This window comes from Nocardia sp. NPDC003726 (genome assembly GCF_053586955.1).
In genome coordinates, this window is record NZ_JBSFNF010000023.1 from 12,116 (window position 1) to 30,887 (window position 18,772).

Genomic DNA, 18,772 nt, shown 5'->3' on the forward strand with positions numbered 1-18,772 from the left:
CGAACGCGTCAGGAGTGCCCGGTGGTGGTCGCCGCGTCGGCGGTCTTGCGCATCGGGATCAACGCGGTCAGGCCGATCGCGACCAGCGCCGCCGCCATCGCGATGAGGAAGGTGGTGTGGAAACCGTCGCGCGAGGGCAGCAGGTGCGGGCCGAGTTTCATGGTCATGTGCGCCAGCACCACGCTCATCACCGCCGCCGAGGTCGAGGTGCCGATCGAGCGCATCAGCGAGTTGAGGCCGTTGGCCGCGGCGGTCTCGGTGATCGGCACCGCGCCCATGATCAGCGCGGGCATCGCCGCGTACGCCAGGCCGACGCCGCCCGCGACGATCACCGAGGCGAGCATGATCTCCCAGACGCTGTTCATCAGCACCACCGCGCACAGATAACCGACCGCGATCACCGCGGATCCCAGCGCGAGGGTGACTTTGGGCCCGCGGCTGGCCGACAGCCGCGCCGACACCGGTGACAGCAGCATCATGACGAAGCCGGTCGGGGCGAGCGCCAAGCCCGCGGTGATCATGGACAACCCGAAGCCGTATCCGGTTTGCTCCGGCGCCATCAGCAACTGCGGGAAGGTCAGCGACATGCCGTAGAGGGAGAATCCGACGGCTATCGAGGCCGCGTTGGTGAACAGCACCCTCGGCCGCGCCGAGACCCGCAGGTCCACCAGCGGTGACCGCTGCCGCAGTTCGAAAGCGCCCCAGCCGAGGAACACCACCGCCGACACCGCGAACAGAGTCAGGATTCGGGCGCTGGCCCACCCCCAGTCCGCGCCTTTCGTGATCGCGACGAGCAGCGCGAGCAGCGCCACCGACAATCCGATGGCGCCGCCGAAGTCGAACCGTGCGGGCGTGCGCACCGGCGATTCCGGGACGAACACGAAGACCAGGACGGCACACAGGACGCCGAGCGCGGCGGAAGTCCAGAACAGCATGTGCCAATCGGCGTTCTGCGCGATGGCCGCCGCGACCGGCAGGCCGATCGCGCCGCCGACGCCGAGCGTGGCGCTCATGATCGCCATCGCCGAACCCACTCGCTCGGCGGGCAACTCGTCGCGCATGATGCTGATGCCGAGCGGAATCGCGCCGACCGCGGCCCCTTGCAGCGAGCGCCCGACGATCTCGGGCACCAGGGTGGCGAACGACGCGCAGACCACCGAACCGGCCACCAGCAGAAGCAGATTCGCGAACAAGACCCGCCGCTTGCCGAACATGTCGCCCAGCCGCCCGCTGATCGGGGTCGCCACCGCGCCCGCCAGCAGCGTGGCCGTCACCACCCAGGAGGCGTTGGACGCGGAGGTGTGCAACAGCGTGGGCAGCGACGGAATGATCGGGATGACCAGCGTCTGCATGAGCGAGACGACCACTCCGACCATGCCCAGCGTCGCGATGAGCAGTGCCGACGAGGGACGGCGCCGGTCGCCGGAATCAGAGACGGTCGAGGACGCGTCGGCAGCTACAGTCACATGTGCACGGTACATATGGTGTGTATGCTGCACAATTTGGCGAGTACGTGATCCGCGCGACATAGTGAGCTATGTCCGATTCCGGTCCCGGCGACAAGGCGGCGCTGAACCGCCTCACCTTCGAACTGTCGCTGCTGTCGAGGCACTTCCCCGCCGCGTTGCTCCGGCGTCCCGGCTTTCAGCTCGACCGCTCGGCATATCTGATCCTGACCAGGCTGGAACTGGACCACCCGCTGAGCTTGCGCGAGCTGTCCGAGGCATTCCAATTGGACGTTTCCACGATCAACCGACAGGTCGGGGCCATGCGTAAGCAAGGGTTGGTCGAGAGGGTGCCCGACCCCGACGGCGGTATCGCCCGCAAGATCCGAGCCAGCGCCAAGGGACTGGAATTGCTTGCCGCCGACCGCAAACAGAGCCGCCAAGGCATCGGCGCGGTGGTGGCCGAGTGGACCGAGGCCGACATCGATCTGTTCAGCAGGCTCATCGCGCGCTTCAATCAGTCGGTCGAGGACAAGGAGGCCAACCCCTGGCCTCGTCCGGCCGAGCTGGACTGATGCAGGCCGTGCGGTGGGACTGCTACCGGCCGCCGATCAGACCTCCAGATCTTCTTCGATGCCCCTCAGGCGGTGGCGGGCGAGCGCCAGATTCGCCCGGCCCCGGTCCAGAGCGAGGTAGAGGAACAGGCCCTTGGACTTGCGGCCGGTCATCGGCCGGATGATGTGGTACTGCCCGGACAGCGTGATGAGGATGTCCTCGATCTCTTCCTTGAGCCCCAGCTGATCCATGGTGCGCAACTTGGCGCGCACCACCTCGGTGTTGCCCGCGCCCGCGACCTGGAGGTCGAGGGACTTGGAGCTGCCGAGCATGCCCAGCGCCATGCCGCTGTTGTAGTCGACCACGGCGGCGCCGATCGCGCCGTCGATCACCATCATGTCTTTGAGTGCCAGATCCATATTGGACATATGTGTTCCTTTCAGTGGGTTTTCGTTGCTTGTTCGCTTCCTGCGCCTGCGGTCACCGACGTCAGCAACTCGGCGATCGCTCGGGCCGCCGGACGGGATTCCAGGTGCAGCCGGCCGATGTTCACCTCGGGTGCGGCCAAGACGGTCAGCGAGGTCCAGCCCGCGGCGTAGATGACCACGTGCCCGCCGGTGCCGTGCACCACGACCTCGCTGAAGCCGCCGCCGTGCGCGGTGGTGGCCAGCCGATGCGACAGCGACAGCTGCGAAGCGGCCATGGCGGCCATCCCGTTCGGCTCGATCTGCGGGGGCAGATCGTGGGCGACGAGCAGCCCGTCGTTCGACGCGACCAGCGCGCCGGTCAGCCGTGGAACCCGATCGCGCAGCGCCTTCAGCTCGTCGAGCACCGCCGCGTTCGGTTCGGGTCCGGACATCGCCACCTTCGTCAACCTTCTTCCCATCCAATCGCCGAGCAGTTTCTTCCGCGCGGTCACGCGAGTTCCTCCAAAGCCGCTTGCAGGCGGACGAGCAGGTCTCGATCCGGCGGCTCCAACGGATCGGTGACCGGGGCGGGTGGCGCCGAATGCCTGCCGCGACGGCGGGGAAGCCGCCCCGGCTCGGCGAGCACGGGCGCGGGCTCGCTGCGCACCGGCTCGGGCGCGACCGGCCCGGCCGCCACGGGGACCCGCGCCGCGACGGGCGGCTCGATCAGACCCGCCGCGGTCAGATCCCGCACCGCCATCAGACATCCGTAGGTGGTGCGACCGAGTTCCCGCCCGATGCCGGCGACGCTGCGCCTGCCATCGGCGGCGGCCAGCACCTCGGCCTGTCCCCCGGTGAGTACCAGGCGCCTGCGCCGCACCCGCCGCACCGGCACGACCGGAACGCGATCGACCAGGTCGGCGGGCCATGGTCCGGTGCCGGGATCGCCGCGCCGCGCGCACTCCTGCACGAGAGCACGGGGCGTGATGTGGCAGACCGGGGCCAGCCAGTGCGGCGGGGCCGGGCGGAACTCAGGGACGGCGGGCGAGGCGAGCAGGAAATAGGCGGCATCGAACACCGACAGCATCGCGAGGGTCTCCAGCCGTGGCCGCCCCAGCACACGGCCGGGATCGCCCGCGTCGGCGCGCCGCCAGTCCTCGGCGGTCGCCACGCCCGCTTCGACGACCAGCCGGTCCAACCCGGTGGTGCGGCGGCAGTCGGCGGAAACGATCGCGCCCTCGGCGAGATGGAACGCACCGTCGCCCGCGCGCAGCACCCCCGTCCGTCCTTCCTGCTCCAGCCGCCGCAATTCGACCGCGAGTTCAGGGCTCATGAGCGTCCTCGGCCGATTCGTCGAGAATTCCGCGCAGTTGGTATCGCGCCATCGCGAGATTTCCGGCGTCCGCGTCGAACAGCACGTGCACGAAAAGCCGTCCGTCGAAATCGCCGTTCACCAGGTTCAACAGGTGATATCCCCGAGTGCCGCAGACGATGATCTCGGTGACGTCGTCGCCGTCGGTCGACAATGCCGGGCAGGCGAGCACCGCGCGCACCACATCCGTTGTGGCCGCGGCGTCTTCGTGCTCGTCAACCAGGTCGTGCCTGCCGTCCGCCGCGATCGCCAGACCGCTCGCTCCGTCAACCAGCGTCACGCTGCGCGCACCGGGAATATCCATGATGCGTTTCAGACAGCCGTCGATTCCGTTCACACGCCACCACTTGTCATGGGAGGGGTTTACGGGTTCCAGACGCTACACACGGGCACCGCGCGCTGTACAGCAAATCGGTGAGAAATTTCCGGTAAAAAACATCGCCCCTGGAAATACGTGATAAATACCTTTCGGTATTCAATACCTATTGGTATTCAATACCCTTCGGTTTTCGTTCGGGACACGCCGAGCCGGACACAATAAATCCTCGATACGCCCGCTCGACTGCCGCCGTGCCACTTCCACGACACGCCTGCGACCGCGCACGCACGAACGTGCACGACCGCAACGGCACGGCCGCAGGAGGTCTCCCGCCGTACCCTGCGCCCGACGGCAGGAGCGGTTCGGAACGATGGACAGGCCAGCAGTGATCTCGCAGCAATTACAAGATCGACCCGGCGAGGCGCGACATCAGCGCCTGCCGCGCAGGTAGTCGCTGACCACGGCGGCGCCCAAGCCGTCGAGGTCGGGCGCCACCACGCGGCCGCCGCTGCGGCGGGCCATCAGATCGACGAAGGCGGCCAGGCGCGGGTCCTCGCCGAGCATGAACACCGTCACCGACGCACCCAATTCGGCCAAGGCGTGGACCTGCGCCATCGTCACGGCCAGCGTGCGTTGCGCTGGGGGCCAGTTGAAGTAGGTCTCCCCGTCCGGCTCGAGGTGGGCGGTCGGTTCACCGTCGGTGACGACGAGCACGACCGGCACCGCGTCGGGGTGCCTGCGCAGGTGCGCCGCGGCCAGCAGCAGTGCGTGATGCAGGTTGGTGCCCTGCTCCCACACCCCTTCCAGCGCCGTGAGTTCGCCGATGTCCACGGTCGTCGCGTGCCTGCCGAAGGTGATCACGCTCAGCGCGTCGGAGCGGAACCGGGTGCCGATCAGATGGTGCAGCGCGAGCGCGGTGCGCTTCATCGGCACCCACCTGCCGTCCTGCACCATCGACCATGAGGTGTCCACACACAGCGCGACGGCGGCCCTGGAGCGCTGCTCGGTCTCCATGATCTCGACGTCGGACACATCCAGCCGCACCCGCCGATCCCCCGTCGACGCCGACCGCAGCACGGCGTTGCGCACGGTCCGCGAGACGTCCCACGGCTCGGTGTCGCCGAAGCGCCAGGCCCTGGAGCCACCGGTCGGCTCACCCGCGGCCCCGGCCAGGGCCGTGTCCCGCTCTCCGCGCCGGGAACGCAAGCGCCCAACGACATCTCGCAGCGCCGTCTCGCCCAGCCTGCGCAGAGCCTTCGGCGTCAACCGCAACGACCCGTCCTGCGCGCGCTCGAAGATGCCTTGCCTGCGCAATTCACGTTCCAGCTCGGCCAGCCGCGCGGCGTCCACGCTCGCGTCCGCGCCGAGGTGGCGCTCCAGCGCGTCCAAGTCGATGTCCTCCAGCCGCGCGCCCGCGTAGGACTGGCCGAGTTGCTCGGCGAGCGCGTCGAGTTCGGCGAGATCCTGCAGCGCTTGCGCGCCCGCGCCCAGGCCGAGCGGGTCCTCGCCGCGGAAGCGCCGCGCGGAGTTCCAATCCTCGCCAGGACGCAGCGCACGCAGGTTCGCGTCCAGCGCGGCGACCTGCTGCGCGATCGCCGGATCACCGAACGCCTGGCCGATCAGCTCGGACAACTCCGCACGCTGCTGCTCGGACATCGAGTTCATCATGCGCTGCGCGGCGGCGGCGCGGGCGGCGAGCGCGTCGATCAATTCCTCGGTGTCGCGCGGGTTCTCCGGGAAGAACTCGCCGTGCTCGGCCATGAACTCGGCGAACCGCTGCTCGGTGTCCTCGCCTCTGGCGTGGGCGGCGAGCAGGTCGTTGAGATCGGACATCATCCGCCTGACCCGCTCGACGTCCTGCGGGGTGGTGTTCCGCAAGGCCTCTTTCATGCCCTGGAAGCGCGACTCCAGTAGTTCGCGGCCGAGCAGGTCGCGAATCTTCTGGTAGTTCTCCCGGCCGGTCTCCGATCGCCAGGGGTAGTCGGCGAGTTCGGTGACGGCGGCGGCGGTGCTCGACGGCAGGGCGTCCAGTTGCGCTTCGGCGAACCTGGCGTCGTCGGAGGGGTCGGGGAACAGCGCGCCGCGCTCGGCTTCCAGCGCCTCTTCCAACAAGGCCCGGACCTGCTGCAGCGTGCCGTCGAGGCGGTGGCTGCGGGCGATCTCGGCGCGGCGCTGCCACAACCGGCGAGTCAGCTCCTCCAGTCCTGGCATGGTGCGGGTGCCGCGCCGCAGGAGCTCTTGCATGGCGTTGCGCGGGGAGCTGCCCTCCATCACGTCGCGCCCGATCCGGTCCAGCGCTTCCCGCAGGTCGAGCGGAGGCGCCAACGGGTCCGGTCCGTCGTGATACGGGCCGTAGGAGTAGCGATCGGGGGTGGTCACGATGCCTCGCCGGGAACAGCGGCGGTCATCGGCCGTACACCGCCGACCCGTCGTCGGAATCCTTCGCGATCTGCCGGGCCAGGTAGAGCGCCTCCAACGCGAACTCGACGGCCGAGGCGATCCGCGGCGGCGGATCGGCCGCGTCGACGCCGAGCCGTCCGGCGACTTCGTGCAGGACGGGCAGCTCGGGCAGCGCCGAGAGGACCTGCGCACCCGGCACGCGTTCCCCGGTGGTGACCAGGTGCCCGTCGCCGACCGCGTCGGCCAGCGGCCGCAGGTTCAGTCCGCCGAGCAGCGCACGCGCCGTCTCGGAGAACGACCGGCGCAGCAGGTGGGTGAGATGTTCCTGCTCGCGCCCCTCCTCGCCGGACTCGAACTCCAGCTTGCCGCGCAATACCGCGGGAACGGATTCCAGATCGACCGGACGCGCGACGGCGGGGCTCTCCCCCGTCACCGCGGATCTGCGCAAGGCCGCCGCGGCGACCGTCTCGGCGGCGGCCACGGCGAAACGCGCGGATACGCCGGACCGCTGGTCGATCGCGGGCGACTCGCGCAATTGCCGCACGAACCGCGCGAGCACCTCGATCAGCGGATCGCCCACCTCGGCCACCAGCTCCGCCTCCTGGCGCACCAGCGCCACCTCCGCTTCCACGCTGAGCGGGTAGTGGGTGCGGATCTCCGCGCCGAAACGGTCTTTCAGCGGCGTGATGATCCGGCCGCGGTTGGTGTAGTCCTCCGGGTTGGCGGTGGCGACGAGCAGCACGTCCAGCGGCAGCCGCAGGGTGTAGCCGCGGACCTGGATATCGCGCTCCTCCATGACGTTCAGCAGCGCGACCTGGATGCGTTCGGCGAGGTCGGGCAGCTCGTTGATCGCCACGATGCCGCGATGCGCGCGCGGAACGAGTCCGAAGTGGATGGTCTCCGGGTCGCCGAGGCTGCGGCCCTCGGCCACCTTCACCGGATCGACGTCGCCGATCAGGTCGCCGACGGAGGTGTCCGGCGTGGCGAGCTTCTCGGCGTACCGCTGCGACCGATGCCGCCACGCGACGGGCAGATCGTCGCCGAGTTCGGCGGCCAGCCTGCGCCCGGCCGGGCTGATCGGGTCGAGCGGATGCTCGCCCAGCTCGGCCCCCGCGATCACGGGCGTCCATTCGTCCAGCAGGCCGGCCAGGGTACGCAGCAGCCGGGTCTTGCCCTGGCCGCGCTCGCCGAGCAGCACGACGTCGTGTCCCGCCAGCAGGGCGCGTTCCAGCTGCGGCACGACCGTCCGGTCGAACCCGACGATGCCGGGCCACGGGTCGCCGCCGGAACTCAGCAGCGCCAAGAGGTTCTCGCGGATCTCGGTCTTCACGCCACGCGGCAGATAGCCGGCCGAACGTAGTTCGCCCGCGGTCGTGGGCAGGTGTTCGGGAACTTTCACGAATTCGACGCTACGTCCATTCCGCCATCGGGTCGACCGAAACAAACCGGATGCACGCTAGCTTGCTAGCATGCTAGCATCGCCGCGTGGGTGACGAGGAAGTGAAGCAGTTCAACGTGTACTTGCCGATCGGTCTGATCAAGCAGGTGAAATTTCGCGCCATCGAGTCGGGCACGTCCCTGTCCGCGCTGGTCGCGGACGCGTTGCGCGCCTATCTCGACGACACCACCGACAACTGAAGCAACCGAAGGAGAGCGATATGACGACCAAGGGCATCGAGGGCGTGCACGTCGAGACGCACAACTGGGGCAAGACGGCGAGATTCTTCCAAGCCCTCGGCTACGAGCCGGAATTCACCACCGACCACAGCTCCGGGTTGTTCCGCAACGGCGACGGACCCTACGTCTTCATCGCGGAGATCCCGAACAATCAGACGCCGCGCACCCAACTGGTCCTCACCGTCACCGACGCCGACGCGTTCCGTCCGAACGAAGACATCGACGTGGTGGCGCCGTTCGAGGCGACCCATTACGGCACAAAGGAAATGACGGTGCGCGATCCCGACGGACGCACCTGGAGCCTGCAGGCGCAGGGCTGAGGGCCCGCCACGCCGAGGCACCGCGCCCGGTAAGCCGGACCGCGCCTCGAGGTTCGCACTCGAGCGGGGCCGTCCGTGCTCAGGTAGACGCACCGGGGCACGGCAGCCCCGCGCGACCGCTGGTGCGCGAATTCGCCACGGCGGATGACCGGTGACTCGCTGCGCCCAGCGACAATCCGACGCCGCTCAGCTCACCGAGTGGTGAGCTGAGGTTCGTCGGCCGCGCGGTATGGCAGCGTCCTCCCGCGCCTGCGCAATCGGAGCGGGACATGCGAACCAGCGCATCGAGCCGCGTTCCGCTGAACAGGCTGTGGTCGAACCGAATCGCCGTGCCGCTCCGCTCACCGAGTGGTGAGCTGAGGTTCGTTGGCCGCGTGCGGTGCGGCGGCGTCCGCCGCCTGGATCGGAGCCGAGTGCACGGCGGCGATCGGTGCCACGTGTTCCATCCGCGGCGCTTGATCGTTGCCCGCGGCGCCGGGCCCATAGTGCTGGGCCATGGCACCGAGCGGTTCCAGCGCGGCGCCATTCGATTCCGGATGCAGCTCGGCGGCCTCCGCGCGCACGACGTGCTCGGTGGCACCCGCCACCGCGTCACGATCGGCGGCCTCCGCGCGCACGACGTGCTCGGTGACCCCAGCCATCACGTCACGATCGTCGGGCTGGGGGTTCGCCTCGGCGGCCTGGAAACGCGGGTCGTGCTCGACGACCGTGCCGTCAGCCGTCGGCGCGGGACCCGTCCGATGCGCCTCGCCGCGCGCGTCATGCCCGTCGGCAACCTCCGCGACTGCGGGTGCACTCGGCTGGGGCGCGGCCGGAGGCTGCACCGGCTGCTCGCCCGGCTCGGGCTGCTTGACCGACCGGATCCGGTTGAGCGTCTGTCGCACCGCCGCAGCAAGACGCGCGTCGAGGACGGCCTCGTCCGGACTGGCTTCCACGGGCGCTTCGGGACCGCCGGCAGCAACCCGTTCGACCGCGGGCAGCGGCGTCGTAGCGAACCACAGCTCGGTAAGTTCGGGCGCGGGAACAGGGGGCGCGGCGACTTCGGCCGCAGGGGCGGGCCGCTCCGACGCGGCGTGCTGTTCGGTCTGCGGTCCGGCCGCACCCTCCGCGCCGGGCGCGGGCGCTTCGGCGCTCGCGGGTTCGCTCTCGCGGCGAGCGGTCGCCGTCGGCTCCATGAGGATGCTCGGCAGAATCTGGTTCCCCGCGCCACCGACCTGGGTGAGCGCCGCCAGCCGTTCCTGGAGATCCTCATGGTCGGGCACGGCGGCGGTCGCTTGCTCGATCGCGCGCCCGTAGCGCTCGGCGACGAGCCGGTGGGTGACGAGCGCGACGCCGATCATGATCGGCGCGATCGCGTGGATGCCGATGCCTGCCATGTCGCCCGACCGGAAGTACGGGAACGTGTTCAACGCGATACTCGCCGTCAGCAAGACGCCCTCGACGGTGTAGACCTGCCACAACCGATCGATCACGCCCCATTCGGCGGTGTCACCCGTGGACAGCATCAGCGCGACCAGCACCGCGCTGATCAGCGCCTCCAAGCCGTAGGACAGCCAGAACATCGGATTGGTCGCGCCTCCGGTCGGCGCGATGTTCTGCTGCACCGTGACCGCGGAGAACAGCATCGAGAACGCTACGACTCCGGCCAGCAGGCCCAGCACCCGCGGCTTGCGCTGATGCAAGCGAGCGACTTTCGCGTGCGGGCTGCTGCTGTGGCGCTGCTCACCGATCGCCTGCGCGGCGCGCAGCAGGTCGGCGGCTTCCCGTTCGGCCAGTTCGGCGGCCGTGCGACGCACCCGCTCCGCGGCGTCGGCGGCCGCCTGGATGCGCGCGCGTTTCTCGTGGCGTTCATAGTCACGCACGAGCTCGGCCAACTCGCGGGAGGCGGCGAGCTCACGCTCCGATAGTGCTTCGAGCAGCGCCGGATCGTCCTGGTGGGCCAACCGCTCGTGCGCGATCTGCACCCGGTCCGGCAGCGCGCCTGCCACCAGATCATCCACCGGCGGCGCCCCGGCGGGCGCGTTGGTCGTGAAACGACGGAACATCAGCAAAGAACCTTTCCGACGGTCGAGTGTTCCAGACGCAACGCGCCATAGCTGCTTCGGCCGCGCCGAACCGGACGACCGACTCGGCCGAGAACGAAAAGATAACTCGTCATCGAAATCCGTTCGACCCGACGAGCAATCATGGCTGCTCGGGGGCAGCGGGACGAATCACCCGAGACAGAACCCTGGCCGCCGTGCGGACAGTCGTTTCCGACCGGCACTCAGTAGCCTTCCGGCGAACCGTTCGGCGCCGCTTGCTGCACCGTCGCCCGCAGGTCGTGGCCGGAGACGCCGTGCCGTCCAGGCGGATGTTCGAACCGGCGGCGCCCGTCGGGAATGCAAGCGGCGGTCCCGTCACCCGGCAGGGAAAGGCACTCGGAGACGGCCGGGTAAGTCCCCTGGACGCGGTCTCCGGCGGAAGCGTCAGATCCTCGCGCGGCGGGCGCCGCGGCGCCGCGGACGCAGCTGATACAGGCGATACCAGGCCAGCGCCAGGAATATCGCTCCCAAACCGGCGACGACGCCCATATCGAGCAGCCAGGTGCCGATGGTGTGCTTCCACAGCGGGTCGGGCCCGCCGTCATGCGGCGCGAGAGTGTCGAGGTCGAGAGTCGCGGCTCCCGCGCCGAACCCCCAGCGGGCCGGTGCTATGTATGCCAGCTGCTCCAGAACGGGAGTGCCCGGCAGCCGTACCAGCCCGCCCGTGAGCACCAGTTGCGCCATGGACAGCACGATCAGCAGCGGCAGCGTCTTCTCCGACGTGTTCACGGTGACCGACACCAGCAGCCCCAGTGCCAGCGACGCGATGCCGAGCAGCGCCATCGCCACGATCAGCTCCAACTCGACCGAGGTGAACAGCCCTTTGGGCGGCATACTCACGCCGATGGTGCCGATCAACACCAACACCGCCGCCTGCAGTGTGGTGATCACGCCCAGCACCAGCAGTTTCGACATCAGGTAGACCCCCGCCGACAACCCTGCCGCGCGTTCTCTGCGATAGATCGTCTGTTCCTTGACGATCTCGCGGATCGAGTTGCCGGTGCCGACGAAGCACGCGGCGAAGGCCAGGACCATGAGCTTGGTCGGGGCATCGACGTTCGTGCCCGGCGGCCCGGTGAATCCCGCGCCCGAAGGCACCGCGGCGATCAAGCCGCCCAGCAGCAGCGGCAGCACGCCGAGCAACGCCAGATAGCTCCGGTCCGACGCGATCACCGCCAGGTAGCGCCGGCACAGCGTGCTGAGCTGGCTGAGTTCGGACTGCGGCGCAGGCGGTGGCGCCGGGGTGTGCACTTGCGCCGGGCCGACGTCATCGGTGAGACCGACCGCCACGTAGCGCTCGAAGCGTGGCGACGCCTCGAACTCACCGGCCCAGTCCCGGTCGTGCTCGCGATCGAACGCCTGGAACACCTCGGCCCAGTTCCCCGCGGCGAACTGCTGCAATCCTTCCGCTGGCGGCCCGTAGTAGGCCAGCCTGCCACCGGGCACCAGGACCAGCAGACGGTCGCAGGCGTCGAGATTCGCCACGCTGTGGGTGACGACGATGACCGTCCTCCCGTCGTGCGCCAGCTCGGACAGCATCTCCATGACCGTCTTGTCCAGGCCGGGGTCCAGGCCGGAAGTCGGCTCGTCGAGGAACAGCAGCGACGGTTTGGTCAGCAACTCCAGCGCGACGCTCACGCGTTTGCGCTGGCCACCCGAGAGCTGGTCGATGCGGGTATCGGCATGCCGCGCGAGACCCAGTTCCTCGAGCACCTCGTCGACCCGCTGTTCGCGCTCCTCGGGGCGCGTGTCGCCGGGGAAGCGCAGCTCGGCCGCGTAGAGCAGGGCGCGGCGGGTGGGAAGCTGGTTGTGCAGGATGTCCTCCTGCGGGACCAACCCGATGCGGTGGCGCAGCTCGTCGTAATTCGCGTACAGGTCGCGGCCGTCGTAGCGGACCGTCCCCTCCGTGGCGGGCCGCAATCCCGTCACCGCGCCGAGCAGCGTCGACTTACCCGCGCCGCTCGGTCCGATGACGCCGACGAGCGAGCGCTCCGGGATGGGGAAGCCCACACCGTCGAGCAGCACTTTGCCCTCCGGTGTCCGCACGGTGAGGTTCTGCACCGAGACCGATACGTCACCGGTGTCGACGAACTCGCGCAGTTCGTCGCCGACCAGCCGGAAGGTCGTATGCCCCATCCCGATCAAGTCGTTCTCGGACAGATCGGCGGCATCGACACGGGCACCGTTGACGTAGGTGCCGTTGTGGCTGTCGAGGTCGACGATCCGGTATCTGCCCGCGCCGATCGTCCGCAACTCGGCGTGCCGGCGGGAGACCATCAGATCGTGCGCGACGATGTCGTTGTCGGCGGAGCGTCCGATCCGCAGCGTCGGCGACGTTATCCGGACCACCGCGCTGGGGTGGTGCGCCGGGGGCGCGGAGCGCGACACCCGCCGCGACAGGCGCGGGTCGAACTTCGTAACCGTGGCTTCGTCGTCGAGGTCGTAGCCGGGATTCGGCACGATCATCGTGTCGCCGCCGGCATCGCCATCGGGCTCTTGGCCGGGTGGCGTCTCCACCGAACAGGCCAATTTCTCGCCGTCGACGGCGTGCCCGAGCTGGAACGTTTCGTCGTGATCGATCACCATTCGATCGACGCGGTGACCGTCGAAGAATGTGCCGTTGAGACTGTGCGCGTCCTCAATTTTCCAACCGTCCGCGCCACGCTCCAGAACGGCGTGCAAGGAGGAGACCCGCGGATCCGAGACGACGATATCGGCCGCCGGATCGCGACCGACGTTATATGCGCCCCCGGCGCGGAGCCGATAGACGCGTTCTCGCGTCTGCACCACGAGAACCGGCTCGGGGACTTCGGTGGAGGAAGAACCATCCGCCATAAAGGGAGTATACGACCGCGCGGCACGGTCACCGCAATAGTCGCGCGCACCTCGATCTTCCGCGCTGCGCGCCCTACCATCCCGAAAATGCCGCGTGACCAGCGCGAACAGGTGCGGGCGACAGAAGGCTGACCAGGCATTCCCCAGCGGCCCGCCTTGTCGTACGCAGAAAAGTGCCGAATCCGGGATTTGGATACGGAGCTTGCCGATGCGACCACCGAACCGGTGTACGCGAGGTCTCACCCCGTCTGGTTCTGATATTCCGTGTTCGATGCCGAGGTAGCGGTCCGCCGATCGGAGATTCAACATGCCGAATTCGACGATATTCCAATTGATTCACAAGACGCTCCCGCAATGCTCGACTGCCGCAATACGATTCGTTCCACAACGAAATGAATGTTTTCGACGGGCAGTAGACGACTGGGCGAGCGCGCTCGCGCGCCACGGTGCGGCAGAGCGTCGTCGCACCATGCCTGTCGCAGCGATTCAGGCGACATGCCGTGGAAACAAACGGGAGCTATTGCGTGTTGTGCCCGATGCCGCTACTGTTGGTGCGGTCTTCATCTTGTGGATGTAGGTGACACTTCCCTCCCGCAAGAGTCCACATTCGCCACGGCGATCTCGTAACCACAGCATGTGCGCACCGGATGGCTCCAGCACACCTCTGCGCATGCACCGAGCGCCATTCCCAGCAGGCGGCATTCCACGGCGACCCGCCACATCCATAACTTTCCCAGGAGAAACCCCATGCAGCGCAACACGAATCACACCGAAGACAACCCAACCAGGGCGAACCGCACAACGCCGGTCACCGGCATCCTCGACATCAACCACAACCACGCCACACTGCACGTCGACGGATATCTGCCCGGCCCGCACGACGCTCATGTGCCGACGCGACTGGTCCGCGAGTACGGCCTGCGTCGCGGCGATACCGTCACCGGCGTAGTCGGACCCAAACGTGAGGGCGCCGAACTCGCACCGCTGGTCCGAGTCGACCAGATCAACGGCCTGCCACCGCGCAATGCCGAGGCGCGACCGCACTTCGCCGACTTGGTTCCCATCTATCCGCAGGACCGGCTACGGCTGGAGACCGAGCCGCACGAACTCACCACGCGCGTCACCGATCTGGTCATGCCGATCGGCAAAGGCCAGCGCGCCTTGGTCGTCGCACCGCCCAAGGCGGGTAAAACCTCCGTGCTGCAATCCATTGCGCACGCCATCGCCAAGAACCATCCCGAATGCCAGCTCATGCTGGTACTGGTCGGGGAACGCCCGGAAGAGGTGACCGATCTGTCCCGCGCGGTGCCTGCCGAGGTCGCCGCCGCGACGTTCGACCAGCCCGCCCACGAGCACATCGCGCTCGCCGAACTGGCCATCGAGCACGCCAAACGCCTCGTCGAAATGGGCCATGACGTCGTTGTTCTGCTGGACTCGCTGACCCGGCTCGCCCGCGCCTACAACCTGGCCGCCGCCGGGTCCGGCCGCATCCTCTCCGGTGGTGTCGACGCCGGGGCGCTCGCGCCACCGAAGAAATTCCTCGGCGCCGCCCGCAATATCGAGCACGGCGGCTCACTCACGATCATCGCCACCGCCCTGGTCGAGACCGGCTCACTCGCCGACACCGTGATCTTCGAGGAATACAAGGGCACCGGAAACGCCGAACTGAAGCTCGATCGGCACCTGGCCGACCGGCGCCTGTTCCCCGCGATCGACATCGACCGCTCGAGCACGCGCAAGGAGGAATTGCTGCTCACCGCCGACGAGCTCACCGCCACGCGATCCCTGCGCAAGACCCTCGCGGGCCGCGACCCGCAGCAAGCGCTCGAACTGCTGTTGACCGGTCTCCGGCAGACCGGAACGAACCCGGAATTCCTGACCCAGATCCGCAACGCGGGCTGAGAACGACGGCCGAGTTACCGTCCGCGCTCGGCCGAGCTGCCGCCAGTGCTCGATGACCTTCCGCACGATCGAGAGGGGCGGCGAATTGCTGTGGATCGTCTCGGAAGAGCTGAGACTCGGCCCGGCGCAGTCATCACTCCTGCGCCTGATCGAGCATGGTGAGGTAGGCGTCGAGCTGGGCCGCACCGGCGAGAAGGTTGCGGCTGCGCGCGGTCAACCGAGACTGCCAGGAGTCCAGAAAAGCGCGCAACGGGTCCGCGCCGCCCGCCTCGCGCAGTGCCTCGATGAATCGCGCGACCTGGGAGAGCCGGTAGCCGCCTCGGCGCAACTGACGTGCGATCTCGGCATCGCGAACGCAGTCCGGTCCGTATTGGCGGTAACCCGTCGCCCGATCGCGTTCGGGGCGCAGGATCCGATGGGTCTCCCACGTGCGCAAGGTCGCCGGGTGCACGCGGATGCGGCGCGCGAGTTCGCCCACGGTCAGCGGCCGACCCTGGAGAGGAGCCGGTGTCGCGGTGGACAGGCTGCCCAGCGCCTGCGCGACCTCGGTGCGGGTGTCACGTTCGGCGAGCAATGCGACGTGCGCGGCGTCGATCAGCCGGTAGACCGACTCGGTGTCGCCGCGGTTGGCCGCGCGCATGATTTCCATCGCCTGCTGGTGCCCGTGTCCGCCGCGCAACGCGAGAAAGGCCCGTAAGGCCTGGGCGTGCAGAAGCGTATAGCGCCGGTAGCCGGTCTCGCTGCGTTCGGTCGGCGGAAGGATGCCCGCGTCGTCGTAATTGCGGATCGCCTGTGCCGACAGCCCGTGTTCCCGGGCGAGGTCGATGGGACGCAGCTTGCACCTCCGATTGAGGATCTATCTCTTGCACGTATTGGCCGAGCCAACCACCCGCCGCAGCCTGTTCCCGGCACCGGCCATACGCGCCGTGCTACCGCCGATCGGCGATCTCCCAGGCCACATCCCGGCTTATCCCGGCCGACTCGAACGGCGACGCGGTGTCCTCATCGCCGACACAGCGACTGCACATCGCAGCGTGCAGCCCGTGACGCCTGCTCTCCGGTGACCTGACGACCGCGAGATACCTCGCGAACGCCAGCAGGACAGCCACCGTCGAGTGCTCACCAAGGGGTGTGGTCGGCGAGATAGTGTGCGGCGAGGATGTCACCGAGACGGATGGTCTGATCGATGAGACCGGGAATATCGATCGCGACTGCGCCCGCCCGCCACGCGCTCGTCAGTTCCACGAACCCGCCGACAGCCATCAATGCCGTGCGATGGAACTCCTCGCGGTCGACACCGGCGCGCAGATACGGCTCGAGGCCCGTCGCCAGCAAGTCGGCAGCGAGTAGTACCAGGTCGTGGCGGCGACGTTCGAGTATCGCGCTGCCTGCGTGATCACCGAACAGAACCTGGCTGCGCCGAGGATCCTCGGCGAAGCGCAGCACCACCGCCTCGACCGCGCGATGCAGTATCTCCAGCGGCGGTGAATCGCGGCGGTCGCCGATCGCGGCGGTCAGGGTGTCGGTCGTCTCGTCCCGCACGTGGTCCCAGGCCGCGGCGAGCAATTCCTCCCGATCGGCGAAACTTTCGCGGAAGTACCGATCGTTCAAGCCCGCCCGCGCGCAAACGCTGCGCAGGCTGACCGCCGCCCAGCCACTGTCGGCCCAGATATCGATCGCGGCGTCGATCAGCCGTTCCCGGCGCGCGGCGCGCCGCGCCTCGACGGTCCGGCCGCCCCAGGTCGATGCGCTGGTCATGACTCCATCTTGACAAGCCCGCGCGCGGTGCGCGTCAATTGGTGACAGATCGTCACCAATTGATGGCGAGCCGGATCTCGCGAACCTTCGCAGCGCCGCGAAAGGACACCACATGAACGCAGCACTCCGCCGCAGGTTCGAGCAGTACGCCGCCGACCTGGCGGATCGCTATCCAGCCCGGACGACAGCGCTCGCCGAGCCCCCGCCGGGGAGCGGCCTGCTCGCGGTGCTGGGAGATCCGGGGGCGCCGTTGATCGGACATTCACTGCGCGTCTATAACGACCCACTCCTGTGGGCGCGCAACGCATTCGAGAAGTACGGCGAGGTGTCCTGGACGAGCATCTACGGCCGTCGCGCGGTCAGTGTGCTCGGCCCCGCCGCGCTGGAGGTGGTCTGGAGCAACAAGGACAAGGTCTTCTCCAGCGAGAAGGGCTGGGAGTACTGGATCGGGCCGTTCTTCCGGCGCGGGATCATGCTGCTCGATTTCGATGAGCACCTGCATCACCGGCGCATCATGCAGCAGGCGTTCACGCGACCGCGGCTGATCAGTTACCTCGACCTGATGCGACCGGGAATCGAGCGGGAACTCGACTCTTGGCGCCCCGGGTCTGCATTCCGCTTGTACGACAACGTGAAACAGATGCTGCTGCACCTCGCGACCGAGGTCTTCGTCGGCGCGAAGCTCGGGCCGGAGGCGCAGCGGTTGGAGCACGCGTTCGAGCGCACCGTGGTCGGCGGGCAGGCCCTGATCCGGACCTCGGCGCCAGGCGGCAAATGGTCACGCGGTCTGCACGGCCGGAAAGTGCTGGAACAGTACTTCCGCGCCCAGCTGCCGACCAAACGAGCGCGCGAAGGCTCCGATCTGTTCAGCGTGCTGTGCCACGCCACCAGCGACACCGGCGAGACCTTCACCGACGACGACGTGGTCAACCACATGATCTTCGTCCTGATGGCGGCCCACGACACCAGCGCCGTCGCACTGTCCATGCTCACCTATCTGCTCGGCAAGAATCCGCACTGGCAGCAGCGGCTGCGCACGGAGGCGATCGCGCTGGGCAAGGATCACCTCGACTACGAAGACCTGGACCGGCTGCCGTCGCTGGACCTGGCGTTCAAGGAAACGTTGCGCATGTACGCGCCCGCGGGCGTGCTGATGCGCCGCACGCTCGCGGACACCGAAATCCTGGGCCGCTACATTCCGGCCGACACCGACATCATCATCGGCGCATACCCCTCCATGCGGCTGGCCCGCTGGTGGCCCCGCCCGGACGAATTCGATCCGGAACGCTTCGCCGAGCACCGGCGCGAGGACCGAATTCACCGGTACGCCTGGTCGCCCTTCGGCGGCGGCGCGCACAAGTGCATCGGCCTGCACTTCGGAGGCATGACCGTGAAGTCGATCATGCACCGAATGCTGCTGCGGTACGAATGGACCGTCCCCGCCGACTACCAGGTACCGCTCACCTGGGGCACCGGCCCCACCCCCGACGACGGCCTGCCGATCGACCTGCGCCATCGGCACGCACATATCTCGAAATTCTCGGCAGCGGTTCACCCGGTCCCGAGCTGCGAGACCGGGTGGGAGTAGGTGTCGAGGCCGCGGGCCTGGCCAGCCTGCCGGCGCCGACAAACAACACCGTGCCGCTTCTCCAAGCCATCCGCCCTGCCTGTGGTGCACGGCGAGAATGACCGCCCGGA

At 68.4% G+C, this 18,772-nt stretch carries 15 protein-coding genes and 2 pseudogenes; 5 read left to right on the forward strand and 12 right to left on the reverse strand.

Annotated features, from left to right (window positions below; translation table 11 throughout):
- Positions 1 to 8 precede the first annotated feature (8 nt).
- Entirely contained in the window at positions 9 to 1,466 is a 1,458-nt protein-coding gene (locus ACWDMM_RS25870; RefSeq protein WP_323124590.1) for an MFS transporter, read from the reverse strand.
- 71 nt (positions 1,467 to 1,537) lie between these two features.
- Between ACWDMM_RS25870 and ACWDMM_RS25875 the strand changes: the two genes are divergently transcribed.
- Entirely contained in the window at positions 1,538 to 2,020 is a 483-nt protein-coding gene (locus ACWDMM_RS25875) for a MarR family winged helix-turn-helix transcriptional regulator (protein WP_195082595.1), read from the forward strand.
- 36 nt (positions 2,021 to 2,056) lie between these two features.
- On the opposite strand, the gene ACWDMM_RS25880 is transcribed toward ACWDMM_RS25875, so the two are convergent.
- From ACWDMM_RS25880 to ACWDMM_RS25905, 6 genes are all read right to left on the reverse strand, one after another.
- The gene (locus ACWDMM_RS25880; RefSeq protein WP_195046858.1) at positions 2,057 to 2,428 is read right to left on the reverse strand and encodes a hypothetical protein; all 372 of its coding nucleotides are present in this window, start codon (positions 2,426 to 2,428) and stop codon (positions 2,057 to 2,059) included.
- Positions 2,429 to 2,439: 11 nt separating this feature from the next.
- Positions 2,440 to 2,919, reverse strand: a complete 480-nt coding sequence (locus ACWDMM_RS25885) for a roadblock/LC7 domain-containing protein (protein ID WP_323124591.1) — start codon at positions 2,917 to 2,919, stop codon at positions 2,440 to 2,442.
- Complete coding sequence (locus tag ACWDMM_RS25890) at positions 2,916 to 3,740, reverse strand: hypothetical protein (RefSeq protein ID WP_195082594.1); 825 nt, start codon at positions 3,738 to 3,740, stop codon at positions 2,916 to 2,918. The genes ACWDMM_RS25885 and ACWDMM_RS25890 overlap by 4 nt, the downstream gene beginning before the upstream one ends.
- On the reverse strand, positions 3,730 to 4,116 hold the full coding sequence (locus tag ACWDMM_RS25895) for a roadblock/LC7 domain-containing protein (protein WP_195082593.1): 387 nt from the start codon (positions 4,114 to 4,116) through the stop codon (positions 3,730 to 3,732). The genes ACWDMM_RS25890 and ACWDMM_RS25895 overlap by 11 nt, the downstream gene beginning before the upstream one ends.
- 411 nt (positions 4,117 to 4,527) lie before the next feature.
- Positions 4,528 to 6,477, reverse strand: a complete 1,950-nt coding sequence (locus ACWDMM_RS25900) for a vWA domain-containing protein (protein ID WP_357110756.1) — start codon at positions 6,475 to 6,477, stop codon at positions 4,528 to 4,530.
- A 25-nt stretch (positions 6,478 to 6,502) separates the two neighbouring features.
- Positions 6,503 to 7,897, reverse strand: coding sequence for an ATP-binding protein (locus ACWDMM_RS25905; RefSeq protein ID WP_195082592.1), 1,395 nt, complete (start codon positions 7,895 to 7,897; stop codon positions 6,503 to 6,505).
- Positions 7,898 to 7,983: 86 nt separating this feature from the next.
- Here ACWDMM_RS25905 and ACWDMM_RS25910 point away from each other — a divergent pair, with 86 nt between their 5' ends.
- On the forward strand, positions 7,984 to 8,136 hold the full coding sequence (locus ACWDMM_RS25910; RefSeq protein ID WP_195082591.1) for a CopG family transcriptional regulator: 153 nt from the start codon (positions 7,984 to 7,986) through the stop codon (positions 8,134 to 8,136).
- 20 nt (positions 8,137 to 8,156) lie between these two features.
- Complete coding sequence (locus ACWDMM_RS25915) at positions 8,157 to 8,495, forward strand: VOC family protein (protein WP_195082590.1); 339 nt, start codon at positions 8,157 to 8,159, stop codon at positions 8,493 to 8,495.
- A gap of 341 nt (positions 8,496 to 8,836) precedes the next feature.
- On the opposite strand, the gene ACWDMM_RS25920 is transcribed toward ACWDMM_RS25915, so the two are convergent.
- The 3 genes and pseudogenes from ACWDMM_RS25920 to ACWDMM_RS25930 all read right to left on the reverse strand — a co-directional run.
- Entirely contained in the window at positions 8,837 to 10,540 is a 1,704-nt protein-coding gene (locus ACWDMM_RS25920; protein WP_449939948.1) for a hypothetical protein, read from the reverse strand.
- Positions 10,541 to 10,963: 423 nt separating this feature from the next.
- Positions 10,964 to 13,165 (reverse strand): ATP-binding cassette domain-containing protein, encoded by a 2,202-nt coding sequence (locus ACWDMM_RS25925; protein ID WP_449940029.1) that lies wholly within the window; start codon positions 13,163 to 13,165, stop codon positions 10,964 to 10,966.
- A 21-nt stretch (positions 13,166 to 13,186) separates the two neighbouring features.
- A pseudogene (locus ACWDMM_RS25930) lies at positions 13,187 to 13,723 on the reverse strand (FHA domain-containing protein); the annotation flags it as partial.
- Between the two features lie 426 nt (positions 13,724 to 14,149).
- Here ACWDMM_RS25930 and ACWDMM_RS25935 point away from each other — a divergent pair.
- Positions 14,150 to 15,316, forward strand: a pseudogene (locus ACWDMM_RS25935) (transcription termination factor Rho, short form); the annotation flags it as partial.
- Between the two features lie 133 nt (positions 15,317 to 15,449).
- Here the strand turns inward: ACWDMM_RS25935 and ACWDMM_RS25940 are convergent.
- Both ACWDMM_RS25940 and ACWDMM_RS25945 read right to left on the reverse strand, forming a co-directional pair.
- The gene (locus tag ACWDMM_RS25940; protein WP_195082659.1) at positions 15,450 to 16,151 is read right to left on the reverse strand and encodes a MerR family transcriptional regulator; all 702 of its coding nucleotides are present in this window, start codon (positions 16,149 to 16,151) and stop codon (positions 15,450 to 15,452) included.
- A gap of 284 nt (positions 16,152 to 16,435) precedes the next feature.
- Positions 16,436 to 17,074 carry a TetR/AcrR family transcriptional regulator gene (locus ACWDMM_RS25945; protein WP_449939949.1) on the reverse strand — a complete coding sequence of 213 codons (639 nt, stop codon included), beginning with the start codon at positions 17,072 to 17,074 and terminating at the stop codon, positions 16,436 to 16,438.
- A 112-nt stretch (positions 17,075 to 17,186) separates the two neighbouring features.
- Between ACWDMM_RS25945 and ACWDMM_RS25950 the strand changes: the two genes are divergently transcribed.
- A complete protein-coding gene (locus ACWDMM_RS25950) occupies positions 17,187 to 18,662 on the forward strand; it encodes a cytochrome P450 (RefSeq protein WP_449939950.1) in 1,476 nt (491 codons plus the stop codon).
- The last annotated feature ends 110 nt before the right edge of the window (positions 18,663 to 18,772 follow it).